The sequence below is a fragment of the Nocardiopsis codii genome (assembly GCF_036327455.1).
Classification (GTDB): Bacteria; Actinomycetota; Actinomycetes; order Streptosporangiales; family Streptosporangiaceae; genus Nocardiopsis; species Nocardiopsis codii.
On record NZ_JAUZMY010000015.1, the window covers coordinates 53,435 to 73,774 of the forward strand.

Sequence of the window (20,340 nt, forward strand, 5' to 3'; positions counted from 1 at the left end):
GCCAGAAGCCCCCTCGCCGCACCGGTGCACGCCCTACCAGCGCGTCCACCGGGCACCCGCCACTCGCCCCGGCCGGGGAGATCACCCCGGTTCTTCCTGCCCGTGTACACCCTTACCCAGAATCACGAAGCGGCCCGCGACCAGGGCAGGGAGTTCGGGAATCGGAGCGCGCCGTGAGGCGCGTTGCGCCGGCGGGCTTTCCGGGACCCTTCCTCCACAGGAACCCCAGCGCGGAGGGGCGGCCGGCTCCTCCCCGGTGGCGTTTCGCGAGACCTACCGGAAGCCCGCGACATCCTCCGGGCGCAGAGTCTGCAACTCCGTCACGCCGGGGGACTCCCCGGCTACGGCGGCTGCCTCGATCCGCCTCGCCTGCCGGGTCACGCTCTCCTCGAACAACTTGCGGACCTCGCGTCCGTTGCCGTCGGCGAACAGCCCAGCCTGTTCGGCCACCAGCGCTCCCAGCGCTTCCCGGGTCCGCTCCGGCACGAGGAAGTCGTTTCCCTCGGCCATCCCGACGAAGATCCGCACCAACTCCTCCGGTGCGTACGGAGCGAAGTCCACCGTTCGCGAGAACCGCGACTCCAGTCCCGGGTTGCTCGACAGGAACTCGCGCATCTCCTCGGTGTAACCGGCGGCGATCACCACCACCTCGTCACGGTGGTCCTCCATCAGTTTCAGGAGCGTGTCGACAGCCTCCTGCCCGTAGTCCGAGTTTCCGCCGGCACGTACGAGTGCGTACGCCTCATCGATGAACAGCACACCGCCACGCGCACGGTCGAACACCTCGCGCGTGCGCTGGGCCGTGTGGCCCACGTAGGAGCCCACCAGGTCGGCGCGGCTGGCCTCCACCACCTGGCCCTGGGAGAGCACCCCCAGAGCGGCCAGCAGCTCCCCGTAGACCCGTGCGACCGTGGTCTTGCCCGTGCCCGGAGCTCCGGCGAAGACCAGGTGCCGGGACGGCAGAGGGGCCGCCAATCCGGCTGCCTGACGCCGACGGCCGGCCGAGATCAGGTTCGTGAGGTCGGTGACTTCCCGCTTCACCGCCGCGAGCCCCACCATGGCGTCCAGGCGCTCCAGCAGCGCCTCGACCTGACCGGCGTCTCTCGGACTCCCCCCGGACCGGGCGGAGAGACTGCTCTCCACGACTCCGGAGAGGTCCTCGGGCAGGATCAGCGACAGGTCCTCCGCCGAGGAGAAGTCCCCGTCGACGATCCGGGTGGCCTGGGCCCGGACGGTCTCCTCGAACATGCGGCGCGCCTCGCGCCCGTTGCCGAACGACTCGTCGCGCTTCTGCGACTGGAAGTGCCGGGTGACCAGGTCCCGCACGCCTTCCCCCAGTGTGTAACCCTGCCTCTCCGCCGCACCCGTGAAGATCGTGGTGAGCTGCCCGGGCGAGTAGTTCTCGAACTCGATGGTCCGGGCGACCCGGGAGCGCAGCCCCGGGTTCGCGTCGAGGAAGCCGCGCATCTCGCTCGAGTACCCGGCGAAGACGATGACGATCTCCTCCCGCAGGTCCTCCATCAGCTTGATGAGGGTGTCGATGGCCTCCTGGCCGAAGTCGGAACCGCTGCCGAACTTGCGTGAGAGCGCGTACGCCTCGTCGACGAACAGGACACCGCCCCGCGCCCGTTCGACCACCTCGGCGACCTTCGCGCTGGTGCCACCCAGGTGCTCGGCCACGAGGTCGGGGCGCGCGGCCTCCACGAACTGCCCGCTCTCCAGCACGCCGAGTGAGCGCAGGATCTGTCCGTAGAGCCGGGCCACGGTGGTCTTGCCTGTTCCGGGCGGCCCCGAGAAGACGAGGTGGCGGCTGACGTTGAACGCGGGCAGCCCCGCCGCCGCACGTTTGACGCTGACCTGTTGGAAGTTGGCGAGGGAGCGAACCTCCTTCTTCACGCCGTCCAGCCCCGTCATCGCGTCCAGTTCGGCCAGCAACTCCTCCAACGGCCGGGCCTGGCCCTCGGGCACGTCCGGTGGGACCGTGTCCGCGCTGCCAGAGACCTGGGCCCTGACCTGTTCCTCACCTCCGTTCCCGGTGATCTCCGTGTCCTCGAGCTGCACGATCGCGGTCGTCGCGGAGTCCACACCGTCGTCCGCGTTTCCGGAGACCGTGCACCTCACCAGGCGCACACGGCTGGTGTCGTGCACGGTCAGACCGGAACTGTCCCCGTTCCGGACGGTGGTGTCCTCCAGCGTGACCACGGCCCTCTCCGTCGCAGCGATCCCGGCCGACGCGCACCCGTTCACCGTCGACGAACGCAGGATCAGCCGCGAATCCCCCTTCACGTAGGCCCCGTGTGACGTGCAGTCCGAGATCCGGGCCGTGTCGACCTCGGCCGCGGACCCGTCCGTGAGGAACAGCGCGTTGCCCCTGCAGTTGGTGACCTCCATGGAGTGCACCGTGACCGTGCTGTCCTCGGTGAGCGCGATACCGCCCTCGACGCCGTCCCCGTTCAGATCGGTCAAGCTGCCCCGCGCGTCCACGATGTACGCCACCGTCGCCGCCTGCGAGGCGCGCAGCCCGGTGATCTCGAACCGTCCCTGGTGTGCGAAGAACACGCCGGCGTTCCTCAGCGCCTCCGGAGGGCTCTCACGCAGTTCGACATCCGACAGGGCGGTCCGGCACCCGTGGAGATAGATCCCGTGTCCCGAGACGCGGGCAAGGGACAGCCTTTCGCCGCTGATCTTCGCTTTCTCCCCGTAGAGGCCGATCTGGTCCGTGTCCTCGACGACCAGGTCGCGGACGGTCAGCGATCCCTCGCGTACCGACAGGGCGTGGCCCCTGGCGTTGGTGATGCGAACGTCGGAGACCGTCATCTCGGAATCGTCCCAGGCGAACACGGAGTCGCCACCGGCACGACCACCGTCCACCCGCAGGCGGGTGAACTCCGCTTTGGAGCGCCCGGTCACCCGCACCGGCCAGCCCCGGTCTCCGGTGACCGTCAGATCCGTGAACCTCGGAGCAGCGGAGTCCTGCACGTGGACGGCATGGGCCGTGTCCCCGCCGCAGTCGGTCAGCGCACAGTTGGTGATCGAGGGGGAGGCATTGGCGATGTACAGGGTGTGCCACGTGTCGTGGCCGCCGGCGAAGGTGCTTCTCGCGACGTCGGGTGCCCCGGGGCCCGTGAGGGTGAGCACTGCCCTGGTGAACCCGCAGTCGTCGATCCTCCCCGTGGACCTGGTCATCTGGACGCCTCCGCCCTCGAACGAGCAGTTGGTGAACTCGACTCTCGCCTCCTCCGTCTCTATCCGGGAGTCCGACGAGAAGGAGCAGTCGACGGCCTTGAGCGAGACCTTCGGGTGTGCGTACACGGGCGGGTACTCGGTTGAGGTGTTGCGTACGCGCACACCGTGCAGTTCCAGCCTCCCCGTGTGCACGTTGAACACGTTCGTGTCACCCGCCGAGACCGTCACGGTGCCGGGTCCGTGGGTGGGCACCACGATGACGTGCTGGTTCACTCCGATCACGGTGGACTCCACGTAGTGGCCCGGCTCGACGTGCAGGTACAGGTCGCGGTTGGCGTACCTCGGGTCCCGCAGTACCGCACCCAGGGTGGAGAAGGTGTGGGGGTTGGTCTGCGAGACCTGGACCGTGTACATCCATCGGCTCCCGGGGGTGTGGCCCGGCGGTGCGGGCTGTGCGGAGGGCGTGCGACATGTACCGTATCGGCCGCTGTGCGCTCCGTCCCGCCAATCACGTTCCCGGGTCCACACGCTCCGGCGGGCGCCGGCGCGGCCTGGACGTGGCGCAGCCACCGCCCTCTCGGGTTCAGTGGTCGGGACGGGAACGATCCCCGTGATGGCTGGGTCGGACGCGAAGGGGCCGTAGAGGGTGCCTCCGCTGCGCGGAAGGGCCTTCTTCGGGACGCGGTGTCGGTGGGATGTGGTTGTCTCACCCCATGGGTGTTGAGATCGAGCGGTTTCTGCGGTTGGTGCGAGCGCTGCCGGGATGCGAGCACAAGGAGTCGGACAGGTACACGACGTTCCGGGTGCGCGGCAAGCCGTTCGGCTACCTGTGGCCGGACACCGCCACCGTGGGGCTGAAGCAGACCCTGCTGGAGCAGGCCGCGCTCGTGGCCATGCGGCCCGAGGTGTTCGAGGTGCAGTTCACCGCGGGCGGGTTCGGCTGGGTGGTCGTCCACCTCGACGGGATCGACCTGGACGAGCTCAGCGAGCTCACCCTGGAGGCCTGGTACCTGACCGCCCCCGAGGAGTTGCTGGCCGTCCCGCCGACCCCCGCGGCCATGGTGGAGGCCTGACCCGGATCACGGGAGCCCCTCGTGTACCCGGAGGCCGCCCGCCTGCGCCTGCTCCCACTGGGCCAGGGCAGCAACCGGGAGACCGCCACCCGCGTGTTCCATGGGCGCACCGGCCCAGCGGGCTGTTCTCCGCCGGGCCGGTCCCGCGAAGGTCAGCAGAGGTAGGGGAGCAGTTCGCGGAGGACATGGGCAGCGTTGCGTGCGGCCAGGTCGTGGCTGTCGTCGTTCTTGGCCTGGTCGGCATTGTCGGAGACCCCCCGGACGACGAGCCAACTCGGGTTGGTGCCGCCGCCCACGGAGTTCTCCTGCCAGTACTGGCTGAGGCCCCCGGACTCCATGTCCACGGCCAGGACCTTGTCGTTGTAGTGCTTCAGGTATCCGCGAACCTCGCTGTCGCGGGCCGCGATCACCGCCTCTCCGGAGCCGATGAGGCCGGGGAGGGCCGCGTAGGGCTCGGTCTCGTACCCGGCTGCCTGACCTCGCAGGGGAGCGGGGGAGCCCCGGTCACTGAAGTAGGCGTTGACCGCGTGGACGATCTCGGCCGGTGCCTCCCTGTCCTCTCCGCGATGCTGCACGGACTCGCCTTCGGTGATCTTGCGCTGGTCGTAGTACACGACGCGGGTGGACACGATGACGTTGCCGATACGGGCGTCGACAGGGTCGAGGCCGCCTCCGATCCCCAGCAGGACCCACCGCCGGGGAGCGAATCGGCGGCACAGGTGCCCGAGGGTCGACATCACCGAGCGCTGCCCGGGACTGTGGGCCTGCATGGCGGCGATGCGCAGGACCTGGTCGCCTTTCCGCACCGTTCCGGTCCTGGAGTAGAGGCCCGTGCTGTCGCGCTCCGAGCGCAGTGCGAAGGTGTCGACCACGGCCCGTGTTTCCACCGGCAGGATCGTCACCACACCCAGGTCCCAGCGGTCCGTCGCTGGGGAGTCGGCATCCTCGGTGGGTGTGAGGAGTGCCGTGGACGGGAGCGTGTTGGTGACGCTGGCCCCGTGGCCCATGGCGCTGTTGCTGATGTGCGCGTTGTCACCGAGGTTGAAGTCTCCGCTGTTCACTGCTCTGCCTCGCCGTTCTGTGGTGCGTGGGGGTGAGGTCCCCCGCCGATGTTGTTCGCGTGAGCTCCGTGGCCCATGGCGCTGTTGCTGATCCGGGCGTTGGGGCCGATGTTGAAGAAACTGTTCTGGATGATGTGGTCAGCGCGTTTCTTGAACTCGGAGATGTCGACGCCCCTTTCTTCGAGGAAGTCCTGGGTGGTGTCGAGCAGGCGCTGCTCGACGATCTTCATGTGACTGAGGATGCGCGTCTTGTCGAACTGGTCCGTGCTCCACGCCTGGGTGTGCTCCTCGCGGATGCTGATCTTGGTGGCGACGCCCAGGTTCCTGATCGGGGTCCGGGTCATGTCGTGCGGCAGGAGGGCCCTGAGCAGGAAGTAGGGGTAGAGGGCGAGGCGCACGCACTCTGCCGCCTCCCTGGGGAGGCCGAGCAGGCCCCGGAACGCCGAGGAGAGGACGGCGCGTTTGCCGTTCTGGCCGTAATCCTCGGCCCGTTGAAACTCCTCTGGGGTTCGTGTGAGGGCGCAAGCGGCGAAGAACAGGCTCAGGGTGTTCCCCTGGGACCTGACGTGCAGGAGCGCGGTGGCCACGAGTTCCGAACCGTAGTCGGGCACACTCACCTCGAGGAAGTGCAGTCCACGGGCCTTGTCGCCGTCGATGATCCGACGCATCTCCGCTGCGGGGATCCCTTCCGGCGACAGGTAGCTCCTGTCCTGGGACACCTCGGTCTCGGCCATGTACACCCGGTCGCGCACCTCGACGGGCAACCGGGTCTGTGTCCTGTCCTTGTTCAGGTCCCCGACCGCTGTCAGCAGCCGTTCCACGAGCTCGTGTGCGTCGAAGGGCGCGTCCTTGTACTCGCGTTCGCCCAGTGGCTTGCCGCTCCCACGTGGACGGCGAAGCCTGATGATCATGGGGTTCCACTCGTGGATGAGCTCGCCCGCTCCGACGAAGGGGGACTCCTTGTCGAACATCCTGGAAGAAGACGGCTCGTACTTGTCGGCGTCGCTGTGCTTGGGCCGCCGGTAGACGACGCAGGGGTGGCTCTGCTGTTCGCTCACTTCCCGTTCGCGTTTGGAGAACCTGCTGGGGGTCAGCGTCACCGCCCGTTGGATGCTGTTGATCCGCGCCTGGCGAGCTGCTCCGGCCAGCATGAACATCGCTGCTGTCGAACCGAGGAGAAGTGCCGCGGCCCGGCCCTGTTCGGGCTGTGCCAGGCCGACGACGAGGAGCACTACGGAGATCCCCGTCATCCACTTCCCTGTGGTCCGCAGGCTCTTCGCCTCGGGGCGCCAGGCCCAGGAACGCACGGGGAACGGCCTCCACCGCTGTTCGCGCTGCATCTGGGGCCTGGTCCGTCGCTCCTGGCGGGCGATGTCGCGAAGGAGAGTGGCGGACAGGTGGAGCAGCGCGAGCAGGGCTCCGGCCCCGCCCAACAGCAGACTTGCCCACGGACTGCCGAGGAACAGGGGCGTGGCGGTGGCTGCGACGGCTGTCAGACGGGTGGCAGCGCTCAGGTGGGTCGCCCACCACGCGTGGCGCATCACGGGGACGAGGTCGAACCCGTAGGAGGGGGCGACCCTGCGGTGGGGGGACGTGCACACCTGTTTCAGAACCAGGTTGCGGAGCTTCTCGTTGGTGTAGACGCCCGCACACAGGTGACGAGTGGCACCGGTCGGGCTGTCCTGTACGGCTTCCCGGTCAGGGGATGTACGGATGGCGCTCATGTGTCTCCCACGGGGCTCGTTGTGGTCGCACTGACCTTAATGGATGAAACTCTTTAAGGTTAAAAAGACCCTAAAGAAGTCTGTCGAATTGGGACAAAAGGGCGCGGGCCTCTCCGCGTCCTGGATGCCGACATCATTGCCACGGGGTGTGACAGTTCAGTGCCTCACCGTGCTGACCTGTGTGCGTTCTGGGGCGGAGATGTCTGCCTCGGTACGTCATACCGGGGGCGGAGGGGGTGCGGGCCTGATCGGGGCGGGCGGCTTCAGCTCGGCCGGGAGGCACGGGGTGTCGTACGCCGGTACCGTTCCCGGCGGCTGCTCCTGGAGTGTCGCTGCTGTGGCTGCTCACAGCGCTGTGGGGGCAGCCTCGCCCCCGAGAGCTCGATTCCGCCCGCCTCGGGGCCGCAACTCTGGAAAGGGAATCTCCCGGGGAATCCGTGCTCCTCCGACACGAACCCGTGTAATCCACCTGGTCGTCCGGAGCGTCGCAGAGGTGTGCGTCTGTCCGGTGGGTACACCTTTCGGTTCGGACGCAGCGCCGTGTTCGCCGTCTCAGGGGGCGCGGCGTCTCCTCAATTCATCCCCCGGAGGTGCGCGTGCTCTCCCAGAGGCGCCTGCGGCAAGACCAGAACTCCGCACCGCCCCGGACATGGTCCGCGGTCCCGGCCGTTGTGAGCGGTGGGGCCGCCGCGGTGGTGTCGGCTCTCGGCTGACGAGGCGCTGCCGCACGTGTGCGGCGGTCCCTGGTTCTTTCTTGTTGTTTCCCTTGTTCGGGATTTCACGAAGGGTGTGTCATGCAGTTCGAAGAGAAGGTGTCGGCGCTCGCCTCCAAGGTGCAGAAGCAGCGTGACATGACCCAGACGGAGGAGGCGGCGAAGAACGCCTTCGTCATGCCCTTCATCGCGACCATTCTCGGCTACGACGTCTTCGATCCGCGTGAGGTGGTTCCCGAATTCACCGCGGACGTCGGTATGAAGAAGGGCGAGAAGGTCGACTACGCCATCGTGCGCGACAACGAGGTGCAGATCCTCATCGAGTGCAAGAAGGCGAACGGCGAGCTGAAGGTGGAACACGCCTCCCAGCTCTACCGCTACTTCTCCGTCACCAACGCCCGGATCGCGGTCCTCACCAACGGTGTGGAGTACCAGTTCTACACCGACCTCGAAGCGCCCAACCGCATGGACTCCAAGCCGTTCATGGTGCTCGATTTCAGTGATATCGACGAGAGCCTGCTTCCCGAACTGCGCAAGCTGACGAGGGAGACCTTCGACCTGAACTCCGTGATCGACGCCGCGGAGAAACTCAAGTACCTCGGTGCGATCAAGCGCACCCTGGCCGAGGAGTTCCAGGACCCGGAGGACGAATGGGTGAAGTTCTTCGCCAGTCGCGTCTACGACAAGTCCTTCACCAAGCGGGCGCGTGAGCAGTTCACCCCGCTTGTTCGGGAGGCCGCGTCGGCATTCCTCGACGACCAGGTCAACCTGCGGTTGAAGAAGGCACTGGAGTCCACCCGCCCGCAGGCGGAGACCGAGGCGGAGGCGGTCAGCGGCCAGGAGGCCGCGACCGAGGACCTGGAGCGCGGCACCGGTATCGAGACCACTCTGGAGGAGCTGGAGGGGTACCAGGTCGTCAAGGCGATCGCGTGCAGCGAGGTCAAGCCGCAGCGGATCGCCCACCGGGACTCCAAGAGCTACTTCGCCATCCTCCTGGACGACAACAACCGCAGGCCGATCGCCCGCCTGCACTTCAACGCGCGGTCGAAGAAGTACCTCGGTGTCTTCGACGCGGACAAGAACGAGACGCGTCACCTGCTCGGGTCGATCGACGACATCTACCTCCACGCGGACAAGATCCGCGAGGTGGTGCGGAGCTACCTGGCCTGACGCCGCACGGACGGCTCCCGCGTCGGCTTCGTACCGCTGTGCCCGCCGGACCGCCAGGGGCGTCCGGCGGTCTTTTCCTGTGCGGATCTGGAGGCCCTGTCCGTCAGGCCCGCAAGGCCGGGGCGGCCTGACGCGGACAGGTACCCCAGGGGTCGACGCCCCGCCCGCCCGGGGCCTGTGCCGTGGCCCGGGGCTGTACTCGTCTGCCGTCGGTGAGCCACAGCCCGGGCGCTCCTCTCCTTTCCCTTCTGTGCCCGAACCGCCCGGCCGATGGAGTCGGAACGGTTTCGAAAACTTTCGGAAAAACGGTCCTGAGTTCCGATTCGATGTGGTGGCAAGCCGTGAGGCCGACTTGGATCTCACCCCATTCACTCTTCTGATCTGGGCTTTTGGAGTTTCTTGGCTCGTCCAGTTTTACGAAACATTTCGGAAACTATTGACAGCCCTGAGGAGGCGGACGAATACTGCCGGTCACGGCAATCCGCCGTTTCCCCCGCGCCGTACGGGACCGACGTGCGGCGACCCCGGTCGCCGCCCTCCCCACCGGTTCGTTCCGCGCCGCCCGGCCCCGCGCCGGCCTCACGAAGAGGAGAGCGACCATGACCGACACCCCCGCCCGCCCGTTCGACCGCAGAAGATTCATCGGCATAGGCGGCGCCGGCGCCCTGGCGATGGTGGCACCCGCGATGACGGCCGGCCCCGCCCACGCCCTGACGACCATCACCGAGAACCAGACCGGCACCCACAACGGGTTCTACTACTCCTTCTGGACCGACGGCGGCGGCTCGGTCTCCATGACGCTGGGGTCAGGCGGCAGCTACAGCACCTCGTGGAGGAACACGGGGAACTTCGTCTGCGGCAAGGGCTGGGGCAACGGCAGCCGCAGGAACGTGAACTACTCGGGCAGCTTCAACCCGTCCGGCAACGGCTACCTCTGCCTGTACGGGTGGACGTCCAACCCGCTGGTGGAGTACTACGTCGTCGACAACTACGGGACGTACCGGCCCACGGGGGAGTACCGGGGCACGGTCACCACCGACGGCGGTACGTACGACCTCTACCGCACGATGCGGTACAACGCCCCCTCCGTCGAGGGCACCCGGACGTTCCCGCAGTACTGGAGCGTGCGGCAGGCCAGGAGGACGGGCGGGACGATCACCAGCGGCAACCACTTCGACGCGTGGAACCGCGCGGGCATGGGGCTGGGCGCCTTCAACTACTACATGATCCTCGCGACGGAGGGGTACCAGAGCAGCGGCAACTCCAACCTCGCGGTCAGCGGCTGAGCCGGCCCGGGGCGCGGCGGCCCCGGCCGCCGTGCCCCACCCGGTGGCGCGGCTCAGCGCGACGCGCCGCCCAGGAGGTTCTTCTGGATCTTGCCCATCGCGTTGCGCGGGAGCGTGTCCACCACCCGCACCTCGCGCGGGCGCTTGTGCACCGACAGCTGGGCGGCTACGTAGTCGATGACGGCCCCCGGGTCGACGCCGTCGCCCACCAGGTAGGCGACGATCCGCTGCCCGAGGTCGTCGTCGGCCTCGCCCACCACGGCTGCTTCACGCACCCCGGGGTGGCCGAGCAGAGCGGACTCGACCTCTCCGGCGCCCACCCGGTAGCCGCCGGTCTTGATCATGTCGACGGACATCCGCCCCACCACCCGGTGCCAGCCGTCCCCGTCGAGGACGGCCGCGTCGCCGGTGCGGAACCAGCCGTCGTCGGTCCAGGCCGCCGCGGTGGCCTCCGGAAGGCCGAGGTAGCGGTCGAACAGGGTGGCGCCGCGGACCTGGAGCTCACCGATGGCCTCCCCGTCCGACGCGACCGTCTCGCCGTGCTCGCCGCGCAGCCGGGACTCCACACCGGGAAGTGCCGTGCCCACCCAGCCGGTGCGGCGGGGGGCGTCGGCGCGCGCGGCCAGGGTGATCAGGGTTTCCGTCATCCCGTACCGTTCCACGGGGCTGTGGCCGCAGGTGGCGCGCAGGCCCTCGGCCACCGGGTCGGGGAGCGCGGCGCTGCCCGACACGAGCAGCCGCGCCCCGGCCATCGCGCGGGCGCACTCCTGGTCGCGGGCGATCCGCGACCACACGGTCGGCACGCCGAAGAACAGGGTTCCGCGCGTGAGTCCTCCCGCACCGTGCCCCGCGAGCGTCCCCGGCCCCCGGTGGCCGCCGCTCGCCGCGGCGGCGTAGGCGGCGGGCGTGGGGCGGACGGTGTGCAGCAGCGGACTGCCCACGCGCAGGGCGCCCAGTACGCCCAGGACCAGGCCGTGCACGTGGAACAGCGGGAGCCCGTGGACCAGGACGTCGTCGGAGGTCCAGTCCCAGGCGTCGGCGAGCGCGTCCACGTCGGCGGCGACGGCCCGCCGCGACAGGACGGCGCCCTTGGGGCGACCGGTGGTCCCGGAGGTGTACATGATCAGCGCCGCGGACTCGGGCGGGGCCTCCGGGGCCGTGTACGAGGAGCGCTCGGCCGGGTCGACGGGGACGACCGGAAGGTCGATCCCGTCCTGCGCGGCGCCCAACCACAGGGCCGCACCGGAGTCGCGCACGATGTGGCGGCGCTCGGCGGTTCCGGCGTCCGCCGGGACGGGGACCACCGGGACACCGGCCAGCAGGCCGCCGACGATCGCGACGACCGTCGACAGGGCGGCCTCACCGTGCACGGCGACGGCGTCGGCCCCGGAGATCCGCTCGGCCACGGCCGCCGCCGCGGACCACAGTCCCTCGCGGTCGAGTTCGGCCTCGCCGACCCGCACCGCGGACCCCTCGCCTGCACTGGGGTTCAGCAGCATGCCCCGCTCCCGTCCGTCGTTCCCGATCCGGTCGCGAGCCAGTACACCACAGGACGTGGCCCCCCACAGCTCCGGTGGGGGATCACGGCCGCGACGGGGCCGTCTGGAGGAGGGGTGTGTGCACGCGGCCCCGGCTACCGGTCGGGCCGGGCGGCCCGACCGCAGTGCCGTGCGACGCCCCGCTCCGGGGCCGCGGAGGCGTGGGGACCCTCACCGCGCCGGGCGGCGGACACCTGTCGGGTGAGGTGGGAGGCCGCTTCTAGCATGGAACCCATGAACGAACTCTCACCCGAGCAGACCGCACGGGTCGTCGCCCTGGCCATGGACCTCGCCCGGGAGGGCGGGACGGAGGAGCTGCTGGAGTTCCTCGACCACGGCCTGCCCGTCGACACCCGCGACGAACAGGGCAACTCCCTGGTGATGCTCGCCGCCTACCACGGCCACGAGACGACGGTCGGCGCCCTCGTCGACCGCGGCGCCGACGTGAACCTGCGCAACGACAAGGACCAGACACCCGTGGCCGGGGCCCTGTTCAAGGGGGAGGAGGGCGTCGTCCGGGCGCTCGTCGCCGCCGGGGCCGACCTCGACGCGGGCACGCCCAGCGCCCGTGCCGCCGCCGAGATGTTCGGCCGCACCGGTCTGCTGCCCTGATCCCCGTCCCGACCCCGCGCACCCCGCGCCTCCGCCCGTGGAGGCCTGACTCCGGCCCCTGGGCCCGGGACCCCTGACACAGGAGCCCGGGCCCAGGGGCCGGATGCCGGAGACCCGCCCTCCGCGCCCCTGCCACGGACCGTGGACCGCGTCCTCATCTCGCCCCCTGCCCGGTCCGGAACCGGGCGGCCCCGGAACGGGCCGAGCCGACGCGGTCTGGACCGCGTCGGCTCGGTGTCCGGGCACCCGGGCGCCCGGGTGCTCAGGCGTGTGGGTCAGGCCGGAGCGTTGTTCGGGTTCGGCTCGGTCTGCGAGACCTTGCCGGCCTGCAGGGCCTCGATGGCCTTGCGCACACCCTCGCCGTAGGCGGCGTCGGCCTGCGTGCAGTTGCCGATGTGACGCTCGATGGTCGCCGCGGAGGCGCCGTCGATCGCACGGGCGGTGTTCTCGAACAGGACCTGCTGCTGCTCCGGCGTCATCTGGCGGAACAGGTCGCCGGGCTGCTCGAAGTAGTTGGCGTCGTCCTCGCGGTAGTCGAACCGGTCGGCGGTCGCGCCCACGGCCAGCGCCGGCTCGGCGAACTGGGGCTGCTCCTGCCAGCGGCCGTAGGAGTTCGGCTCGATGCCGGGAACGCCGCCCTGGTTGCCGTCCACGCGCATGGCGCCGTCACGGTGGTAGGTGTTGACGAGCTTGGCGCCGCGCGGGTAGTTCACCGGGATCTGGTGGTGGTTGACGCCCAGGCGGTAGCGGGCGGCGTCACCGTAGGAGAACAGGCGGCCCTGGAGCATGCGGTCGGGAGAGATGCCGATACCCGGGACGATGTTCGCCGGGGTGAAGGCGGCCTGCTCGACGTCCGCGTGGTAGTTCTCGGGGTTGCGGTTGAGCTCGAACTCGCCGACCTCGATCAGCGGGTAGTCCTTCTTGGACCAGACCTTGGTCAGGTCGAAGGGGTGGAAGCGGTAGTCCGCGGCGTCGGCCTCGGGCATGATCTGGACGTAGAACGTCCACTTGGGGTTGTTGCCCTGCTCGATGGCCTCGAACAGGTCGCGCTGCGAGGACTCGCGGTCCTCGGCGACGACCTTGGCGGCCTCTTCGTCGGTGAGGTTCTTGATGCCCTGCTGGGTGCGGAAGTGGAACTTGGCCCAGAAGCGCTCGCCGGCCTCGTTGACGAACGAGAAGGTGTGCGAGCCGAAGCCGTGCATGTGGCGGTAGCCGTCGGGGATGCCGCGGTCCGACATGACGATGGTGACCTGGTGCAGGGCCTCGGGGAGGTTGGTCCAGAAGTCCCAGTTGTTCTCGGCCGAGCGCATGTTGGTGCGCGGGTCGCGCTTGACGGCGCGGTTGAGGTCGGGGAACTTCAGCGGGTCGCGGAAGAAGAAGACCGGGGTGTTGTTGCCGACGACGTCCCAGTTGCCCTCTTCGGTGTAGAAGCGCAGGGCGAAGCCGCGGATGTCGCGCTCGGCGTCGGCCGCGCCGCGCTCACCGGCGACCGTGGAGAAGCGGGCGAACATCTCGGTCTGCTTGCCGACCTCGGAGAAGATCGAGGCCTTGCTGTACCGGCTGATGTCGTGGGTGACCGTGAAGGTGCCGAAGGCTCCGGAACCCTTGGCGTGCATCCGGCGCTCGGGGATGACCTCGCGGTCGAAGTGGGCGAGCTTCTCCAGGAACCACAGGTCCTGGAGCAGCATCGGGCCGCGCGGACCCGCGGTGAGGCTGTTCTGGTTGTCCGCGACGGGGGCGCCGTTGGCCGTAGTCAGCGGCTGGGTGTTGTCGTGCGACATTGGTTCCTCGGTCCTAAGGTGGGATCTCTTGGTGCTGCGGTGGAGCACCGGTCGTGTGTCAGGCCTCTTGGCAGGCGGGGCAAACGCCCCAGTAGGTGACCTCGACCTCGTCGATGGCGAAGCCGTGGTCCTGCGAACCCGTCATGCAGGGGGCGGCTCCGGTGGCGCAGTCCACGTCGGCGATCTCGCCGCAGCTGCGGCAGACCACATGGTGGTGGTTGTCCCCCACCCTCCGCTCGTAGCGCGCCGCCGACCCCTCCGGCTCGATCCGCCTGACGAGCCCGGCGTCTGTCAGAGCCCTGAGCACGTCGTACACCGCTTGTGTGGACACCGCACCGAGCTGGCCGCGGACCGCCTGGAGGACGGTGCTGGCGTCGGCGTGCGGATGAGCCCCGACGGCCTCCAGAACCGCCACCCGTGGCCGGGTCACGCGTAGCGAGGCCTCCCGGAGGAGAGCCTCCGTCTCCGTCTGGTGCATGCGCCCATTGAAGCACTTTTCTGGAATGATTCCAACAAAGGCGAACCTAAGTGTCCAGGAACACCGAGGCCGTGGTCGGCGCGACAAGGAGCTGCACGACCAGGGCGGAGGCGCTGCCGTAGCGGCGGTCGACCGCGCCACCGGCGGGGCGGAGGCGCCGGTTTGCCCGGGTGAGGCCCCGGCTGGCAGCCCGGTGCCGTGCCCGGCGTCCCGGCGGCCGCGTCGGGGGCGTTCCGGCCGTGTCGCGGACACGGCGCGCGGGCGATGGGTGGAATCACCACGAAGGCAGCCGAGGGCCCCGACAGCGGGTCTCCCGACCCTCGCCGGCGGGGTCCCCGGGCCGGATACGGCTGTATCGGTGGATCGACCGGTCCTGGCGAAGCGCGATTGACATCCGATTTCCGGTGTCGAATATTCGGTGGACAGCGCGCTGGAGACCGTCACCCCTCACCCCCTGAGGAGCCCCGAGATGGAACCACGAGCACCGGGTCGCCGGACGGCCGCCGTCCTCGTCGGACTGCTGGCCGCAGCCCTCGTACCCCTGGCACCCGGAACGGCCGCCGCCGACCGTGTGGAGGCCGCCGGCGGAACAGGGCCCTACGACGCCGGGTACGTCACCACCGTCCGCCTGCGCGACCACACGGTCTACCGTCCCCTCGACCTGCCCGGGAACGAGCTGCTGCCCGTCGTCGCCTGGGGCAACGGCGCCTGCCGCGCGGACGGGACGTGGTTCGAGAACATCCTCACCGAGTTCGCCTCGCACGGCTTCCTGGTCATCGCCAACGGGCGCCCCGGCGGAACGGGGCGCACCGACCCCGAGATGCTCACCGAGGCCGTCGACTGGGCGGTCGAGGAGAACGACCGCCTGTTCAGCGAGTACCGGGGGAGGATCGACACCGACAACATCGCCGTCATGGGCCAGTCGTGCGGCGGCCTGGAGACCTACGAGGTGGCCGACGACCCCCGGATCACCACCACCGTGCTCTGGAACAGCGGACTGCTGGACGACTCCGACAACCACCTCCTCGACGACCTGCACGCCCCGATCGCCTACTTCGCCGGCGGACCGACCGACATCGCCTACGAGAACGCCCTCGACGACTGGGAGCGGATCCCCTCGGACCTGCCCGCGTTCATGGGCAACCTGGACGTCGGACACTTCGGGACCTTCGCCGAACCCGACGGCGGCGAGTACGGCCGGGTGGGCACCGCGTGGCTCAAGTGGCAGCTCAAGGGAGACACGGAGGCGGGCCGGGAGTTCGTCGGTGACGAATGCGGCCTGTGCTCCACCGAGTGGGACGTCCGTCAGCGGAACCTCTCGTAGGGCGTCTCCGGCCCACACACTCGCGCGGCCCCCGAGCCTGTCGGTCGCGCCGCCCGTCGCCGCAGGGGAGGGACCGCGAACGGCCAGGAGCGGCCACAATGGGAGGATGTCGCAGCGAAGCCCACGCACCCGCCCCACGCCGCCCCGACCCGCGGCCGACGCCCCCTGCCCCTGCGGCAGGCCGGAGACCTACGGGGGCTGCTGCGCCCGCCTGCACAGCGGGACGGCGCCCGCCGCCACCGCCGAGCAGCTGATGCGCTCGCGCTACAGCGCGTTCGCCGTCGGCGACCGCGACTACCTCCTGCGGAGCTGGCACCCCCGCACCCGCCCCTCCGAGCTCGACCTCGACGCCCGCACGGAGTGGGTGCGCCTGGAGATCCTCTCCACCACGGAGGGGACGCCCTTCCACAACGAGGGCACGGTCTCCTTCCGCGCCGTCTACCGGGAGAACGGGCGGGAGGGGCAACTCGTCGAGAACAGCCGCTTCCTGCGCCACGACGGCGCCTGGGTCTACCTCGACGCACTTCCCGACTGAGGCCCACCGGGCATCCGCGCCGGACGCACCCTGCGCTGACCCGCGCGAGGCAGGCGGTCCGCGCGCCGCGACACCGGGCCCCGCGCGACCGGTACGGGGGAGCGGGCCGCTCCGACGGTGCCCGCGGGGTCGCCGGGACGGAGCGCGTTGACCGTGCGCGGACAGAACCCACCGGACACGCAGAACCGGGAACGCACACGGAAACCGGGACCGGCGGCAGCCGGCCCCCGAGATGTGCGCGGGCCGTGGCACACCCTGTCCCCGCGACACGGTAGGAAGGGGTGCGCGAACGTCGCCGACCGGACACGGAGAGCACCATGAATCCCTCGACCCCCGGCCCGCTGGAACAGGGCCCCCTCCTCCAGGACCTGGCGGGCCGACTCGTCTCGGCCGCCCCCGAGGGCTGGCAGCAGCTCACCTACCTCACCAGGGTGATCGGCGCCCACACGGACGAGACCCTCGCCGTGCAGGGGGCCGACGGCCAGGTCCGCCAGCTGGAGGTTCCGGACGGGGTCGGTGAAGCGGTCGGCGGACTCAAGCGCACCGGGTTCCAGGAGGGCAAGGGAACCTGGCTCTCCATGATCGTCTCGGTGTACCACACCCACCAGTTCAACGTCGAGTACAACCACGACACCGAACCCGAGCTTGCCCCCGGGACCAGCCCGCTCGTCTACGCCCAGGAACTGGAGCGCTACCCCCGCGACGAGGACGCGATCCCGGACTGGCTCAGGGCCAGGCTCGTGGAGGCGGCCGATCTGCCGACCGGGCAGATCACGGCGGAGTTCGGCGCCGCACTGGTCGAGGCGTGCGCCGACGAGGGGCTGAGCGCCGAGTACCTGCCGCCGACCAGCCTGCGGGTGTCTCTCCCCGGAGGCGAGCCCCTCCTGGACAACGACCTCAAGGAGACGTTCGACCAGGCGGCCGTCCTCCCGGACGAGCAGCGGCCCGGCTTCGCCGCCCACTTCGCCGCCTACATGGCCCGCGCGGCCCGGGAGCGGGGCGCTCCCGACGGCACTTCCGCAGCCGACTCCGGAGAGGGCGACGCGGTGGCCGACGCCCTCCTCGCCGCCTTCCGGGAGCAGGGTGTCCAGGTCTCCTTCGAGGGCGCGGACACACTGGTCATGCCGCTGCCCGACGGCAACCAGGCCAGCACCGACATCAGCGGGTTCCGCTCCACCCTGGCCGGGGCCGCCCCCGACCAGGTCGCGCACCACGCGGCCGGGTTCGCCCGTGCGGCCGTCGACCAGTTGGGCAGGGTCACCCGGCAGGGCGCCGACGCCGACGAGGGCGCGGCCGGTGACACAGGAGCAGGGCAGGCCGGGCAGCTCCGGGTCCGCCTCTACCCCGCCACGGCCTTCCCCGAGGGGGTCCTGGAGGAGCTCGTCGCCCGCGAGATCGCGCCCGGCCTGTGGCAGACCGTCGTCGTCGACAGCCCCGAGAGCCTGCAGCCCCTCTCCCGCAAGGTGCACGAGGGCACCGGCCGTCCCGACGACGAGGTCTTCGCCGAGGCCGTGGCCGGGGCCCTGGAGGAACCCGTCGAGGTGAGTGAACACGACCTCGACGGCACCAAGCTCGTGCACATCGGGGGTCAGCACCCCTATGTGGCCGCGCAGGCGCACACCCTCGGACAGCACCTCGGCGAGGCTCCGCACGGAGCCCTCGTGGCCTTCCCCGTCCCCGAGGTGCTCATCGCCCACCCGATCGGTCAGGGCCACCCCCTCGCGGCGATGGAGCACCTCCAGGAGATCGCCGAGCGGTTCACCGCCGACAGCACCAAACCCCTCAGCGCACAGCTCTACTGGTGGCACCCGGACTCGCGCGCCCGGGGACCGGAGGGGGTACCCGACCTGCGGGCCGTGGGCGTCGAGGTCGACCACGAGTCGAAGTCGGTCTCGTTGTACACCTCCGACGAGGAGTTCGGCCCCCTGCTCGACTCCCTGCTCTAGTGCCGCCGCGGCAGGACCGCGCTCAGGGGTGGTCCTGGCCCTGGGCCCGGTGCCTGCCGCGACCCCGCCGGAACCAGTCCCTGACCCGGAACCGCTCCCGCTGTTCGGGGCGGTCGGCGTCGCTGCCCTCCGCGGTGTTCTCAGGACACCCGGGGGACGCCGGGGCGGATCCCGTGACCTCCGACGGCCGGGGCCGGACCGGGGTGCGCCGGTCCGTGTGACGGGAACCGTGCCGTCCCCGCGCTGGTGCCAGCGCCCTGGCGCGCAGCGCGTCACGAGCCCTGGCGGCGGTCGACGCGTCCGGATGGTGGCGGCTGATCGTGTCCAGCACCGGGAGCGTGTCCGGGTGCTCGGGGCTCCACAGCCGGTCCGGGTCGTCGAGGACGAGCTGTTCGATGTCCGGCGCGCCGTCGGCGGAGAGGAAGGGGGACGGGTCCTCGGGGCTGCGCTCCGCGGCCGCCGCGATCATGTCGATGACGATCCAGTGTCCGCGCCCCGCCATGAGCCGCTCGATGTCCTCGGAGGACAGCATCCCCGAGGTGAGCAGGATGATGGCGGACAGACTGACCACGGACGGGCGGTCGGAGAACAGGAGGGCGCGCAGTTCGGGCTCGATCTCGGAACTGGTCGCGTCCAGCACCTTCGTTCCCGTCCAGCGCCGCAGAGCCTGACCGGGGCCGCCGACGACGGCGACGATCTGGCTGAGCGCCTCGGTCGGGGTCCGCGCGTCCAACCACGGGCCGATCTCGGCGAACAGGCGGTCGGGCGGCAGCGCCTCCAGGGCGTCGAGGAACTCGGCCGCCCCCGCCCCCGCGAGGCTGCCCACGAGCGGGGCGTGGACGCCCTCCGCCTCCAGGAGGCGGCGAACCCCGTACTTGCCCAGGGGGGTCAGCTCGACCGCGGGGAGGCCGTGCCCCGGGCACCGGCGAGGCGCGTCGTCCGCCCTGGACTCGACCGCGGCGCCCGTCGCGTCCACCTCGTCCGCCTCCGCGGCGAGGGCCACGCCACCGGTGCTGTCGAGCAGGCGCAGGACCCGCAGGATCCGACCGGAGAGCCACCGCTGATCCCGCGACGGGAGGGGGTCGTCCGAACCCCGCTCCCCGCCGAGTGCTCCCAGGACCGAGCGGAGAAGCACCGGGAACGGGACGCCGAACCCGTCCGGGGCCTCGTAGAGGAAGCGCAGGACCGTGAGAACGAGACAGGGCCCGTCCACCCCCGGACAGGGGAACCCGGGGCCTGCGGAGTCGTCCCGCGCGCGCCCGACGGAGGCCTCGAACACACCGGACCACCAGATCAGGACCTGCTCCGGATCGCGCACCCGTTCCTCCAGGTCGGGTGCGGGCCCGGCCCAGTCGGCGGTCGCCTCCAGCAGGCCGAGGCGCACGGCGGTTCTCCAGGGAAGCGCGAGGCGCGCGGCGTCGGCGGTGGCCGCGTCGACCTGGTCCGGCCACTCGGCCCATGCGGTGATCTCCGTGTCGAGGCCGTGCGGCCACAGCCCCAGCGCCCCGACCGCCGCGTGGGCCTCGTCCGGGTACGGCAGGCCCTCCGCGGTGAGGGGGGTGGCGGGTGCGCTCCAGCGGGCCAGGCGCAGGGCGTCGCGGAGCAGGGGGGTGGTCAGGGCCGCACACGCGAGGACGTCCGACGGGAGGAGTGACACGGGCCTGGCCGTGAACGGCTCCCGGCCCGGGGCCGGCCGGTCATGAGAGGGCAAGTTCGCTCCCAAGGGTCTCGTGGTGTGCGGACCTCCCCTTGTACTCCTCCGGAGCACTGCCGTGGGGCGGATTGGCGAACACGGTCGGTAACGCTTTCCGCCGACGGGGTTCCGGACTCCGGAGGGCGAGAGCACGGGAAGGGAGGATTGTGCACCTCACCTGCGGTGATCCGAGTTGTCCCCCGTCCTCGGTCCGCGCCCG

General features: G+C 70.4%; 14 protein-coding genes. 7 read left to right on the plus strand and 7 right to left on the minus strand.

Annotated features, from left to right (window positions below):
• Positions 1–273: 273 nt before the first annotated feature.
• Positions 274–3,600: an AAA family ATPase gene (locus tag Q8791_RS16285; RefSeq protein WP_330092565.1), complete on the minus strand. Its 3,327-nt coding sequence runs from the start codon at positions 3,598–3,600 to the stop codon at positions 274–276.
• A gap of 299 nt (positions 3,601–3,899) precedes the next feature.
• Here Q8791_RS16285 and Q8791_RS16290 point away from each other — a divergent pair, with 299 nt between their 5' ends.
• Positions 3,900–4,259: an MmcQ/YjbR family DNA-binding protein gene (locus tag Q8791_RS16290; RefSeq protein ID WP_330092566.1), complete on the plus strand. Its 360-nt coding sequence runs from the start codon at positions 3,900–3,902 to the stop codon at positions 4,257–4,259.
• A 152-nt stretch (positions 4,260–4,411) separates the two neighbouring features.
• Here the strand turns inward: Q8791_RS16290 and Q8791_RS16295 are convergent, their stop codons facing one another.
• Entirely contained in the window at positions 4,412–5,320 is a 909-nt protein-coding gene (locus Q8791_RS16295) for a 5'-methylthioadenosine/S-adenosylhomocysteine nucleosidase family protein (RefSeq protein WP_330092567.1), read from the minus strand.
• The gene (locus Q8791_RS16300; protein WP_330092568.1) at positions 5,317–7,044 is read right to left on the minus strand and encodes a hypothetical protein; all 1,728 of its coding nucleotides are present in this window, start codon (positions 7,042–7,044) and stop codon (positions 5,317–5,319) included. Before Q8791_RS16300 ends, Q8791_RS16295 begins: the two co-directional genes overlap by 4 nt.
• 794 nt (positions 7,045–7,838) lie before the next feature.
• Here Q8791_RS16300 and Q8791_RS16305 point away from each other — a divergent pair.
• Together Q8791_RS16305 and Q8791_RS16310 are read left to right on the plus strand one after the other, a co-directional pair.
• Positions 7,839–8,927, plus strand: a complete 1,089-nt coding sequence (locus Q8791_RS16305; protein ID WP_330092569.1) for a type I restriction endonuclease — start codon at positions 7,839–7,841, stop codon at positions 8,925–8,927.
• Positions 8,928–9,526: 599 nt separating this feature from the next.
• On the plus strand, positions 9,527–10,213 hold the full coding sequence (locus Q8791_RS16310; protein ID WP_330092570.1) for a glycoside hydrolase family 11 protein: 687 nt from the start codon (positions 9,527–9,529) through the stop codon (positions 10,211–10,213).
• Positions 10,214–10,266: 53 nt separating this feature from the next.
• Here Q8791_RS16310 and Q8791_RS16315 read toward each other — a convergent pair whose 3' ends face one another.
• Positions 10,267–11,712 carry an acyl-CoA synthetase gene (locus Q8791_RS16315; RefSeq protein ID WP_330092571.1) on the minus strand — a complete coding sequence of 482 codons (1,446 nt, stop codon included), beginning with the start codon at positions 11,710–11,712 and terminating at the stop codon, positions 10,267–10,269.
• A gap of 273 nt (positions 11,713–11,985) precedes the next feature.
• Here Q8791_RS16315 and Q8791_RS16320 point away from each other — a divergent pair, with 273 nt between their 5' ends.
• A complete protein-coding gene (locus Q8791_RS16320; RefSeq protein ID WP_330092572.1) occupies positions 11,986–12,363 on the plus strand; it encodes an ankyrin repeat domain-containing protein in 378 nt (125 codons plus the stop codon).
• A gap of 275 nt (positions 12,364–12,638) precedes the next feature.
• On the opposite strand, the gene Q8791_RS16325 is transcribed toward Q8791_RS16320, so the two are convergent.
• Complete coding sequence (locus Q8791_RS16325; protein WP_330092573.1) at positions 12,639–14,144, minus strand: catalase; 1,506 nt, start codon at positions 14,142–14,144, stop codon at positions 12,639–12,641.
• Positions 14,145–14,202: 58 nt separating this feature from the next.
• The gene (locus Q8791_RS16330; RefSeq protein ID WP_330092574.1) at positions 14,203–14,622 is read right to left on the minus strand and encodes a Fur family transcriptional regulator; all 420 of its coding nucleotides are present in this window, start codon (positions 14,620–14,622) and stop codon (positions 14,203–14,205) included.
• A gap of 469 nt (positions 14,623–15,091) precedes the next feature.
• Between Q8791_RS16330 and Q8791_RS16335 the strand changes: the two genes are divergently transcribed.
• The 3 genes from Q8791_RS16335 (at position 15,092) to Q8791_RS16345 (ending at position 18,427) form a co-directional block, all read left to right on the plus strand.
• A complete protein-coding gene (locus Q8791_RS16335) occupies positions 15,092–15,946 on the plus strand; it encodes an alpha/beta hydrolase (RefSeq protein ID WP_330092575.1) in 855 nt (284 codons plus the stop codon).
• Positions 15,947–16,052: 106 nt separating this feature from the next.
• Positions 16,053–16,481 carry a YchJ family protein gene (locus Q8791_RS16340; RefSeq protein ID WP_330092576.1) on the plus strand — a complete coding sequence of 143 codons (429 nt, stop codon included), beginning with the start codon at positions 16,053–16,055 and terminating at the stop codon, positions 16,479–16,481.
• 317 nt (positions 16,482–16,798) lie between these two features.
• Positions 16,799–18,427 carry a hypothetical protein gene (locus tag Q8791_RS16345; protein ID WP_330092577.1) on the plus strand — a complete coding sequence of 543 codons (1,629 nt, stop codon included), beginning with the start codon at positions 16,799–16,801 and terminating at the stop codon, positions 18,425–18,427.
• Between the two features lie 22 nt (positions 18,428–18,449).
• Here Q8791_RS16345 and Q8791_RS16350 read toward each other — a convergent pair whose 3' ends face one another.
• Positions 18,450–20,084 (minus strand): hypothetical protein, encoded by a 1,635-nt coding sequence (locus Q8791_RS16350; RefSeq protein WP_330092578.1) that lies wholly within the window; start codon positions 20,082–20,084, stop codon positions 18,450–18,452.
• Positions 20,085–20,340 lie beyond the last annotated feature (256 nt).

Excerpts from the sequence above, each read along its gene's own strand:
- Q8791_RS16300 (WP_330092568.1), bottom strand. The coding sequence starts at position 7,044 with ATGAGCGCCATCCGTACATCCCCTGACCGGGAAGCCGTACAGGACAGC.
- Q8791_RS16320 (WP_330092572.1), top strand. The coding sequence starts at position 11,986 with ATGAACGAACTCTCACCCGAGCAGACCGCACGGGTCGTCGCCCTGGCC.
- Q8791_RS16315 (WP_330092571.1), bottom strand. The coding sequence starts at position 11,712 with ATGCTGCTGAACCCCAGTGCAGGCGAGGGGTCCGCGGTGCGGGTCGGC.
- Q8791_RS16310 (WP_330092570.1), top strand. The coding sequence starts at position 9,527 with ATGACCGACACCCCCGCCCGCCCGTTCGACCGCAGAAGATTCATCGGC.
- Q8791_RS16325 (WP_330092573.1), bottom strand. The coding sequence starts at position 14,144 with ATGTCGCACGACAACACCCAGCCGCTGACTACGGCCAACGGCGCCCCC.
- Q8791_RS16330 (WP_330092574.1), bottom strand. The coding sequence starts at position 14,622 with ATGCACCAGACGGAGACGGAGGCTCTCCTCCGGGAGGCCTCGCTACGC.
- Q8791_RS16345 (WP_330092577.1), top strand. The coding sequence starts at position 16,799 with ATGAATCCCTCGACCCCCGGCCCGCTGGAACAGGGCCCCCTCCTCCAG.
- Q8791_RS16290 (WP_330092566.1), top strand. The coding sequence starts at position 3,900 with ATGGGTGTTGAGATCGAGCGGTTTCTGCGGTTGGTGCGAGCGCTGCCG.
- Q8791_RS16335 (WP_330092575.1), top strand. The coding sequence starts at position 15,092 with ATGGAACCACGAGCACCGGGTCGCCGGACGGCCGCCGTCCTCGTCGGA.
- Q8791_RS16340 (WP_330092576.1), top strand. The coding sequence starts at position 16,053 with ATGTCGCAGCGAAGCCCACGCACCCGCCCCACGCCGCCCCGACCCGCG.
- Q8791_RS16305 (WP_330092569.1), top strand. The coding sequence starts at position 7,839 with ATGCAGTTCGAAGAGAAGGTGTCGGCGCTCGCCTCCAAGGTGCAGAAG.
- Q8791_RS16285 (WP_330092565.1), bottom strand. The coding sequence starts at position 3,600 with ATGTACACGGTCCAGGTCTCGCAGACCAACCCCCACACCTTCTCCACC.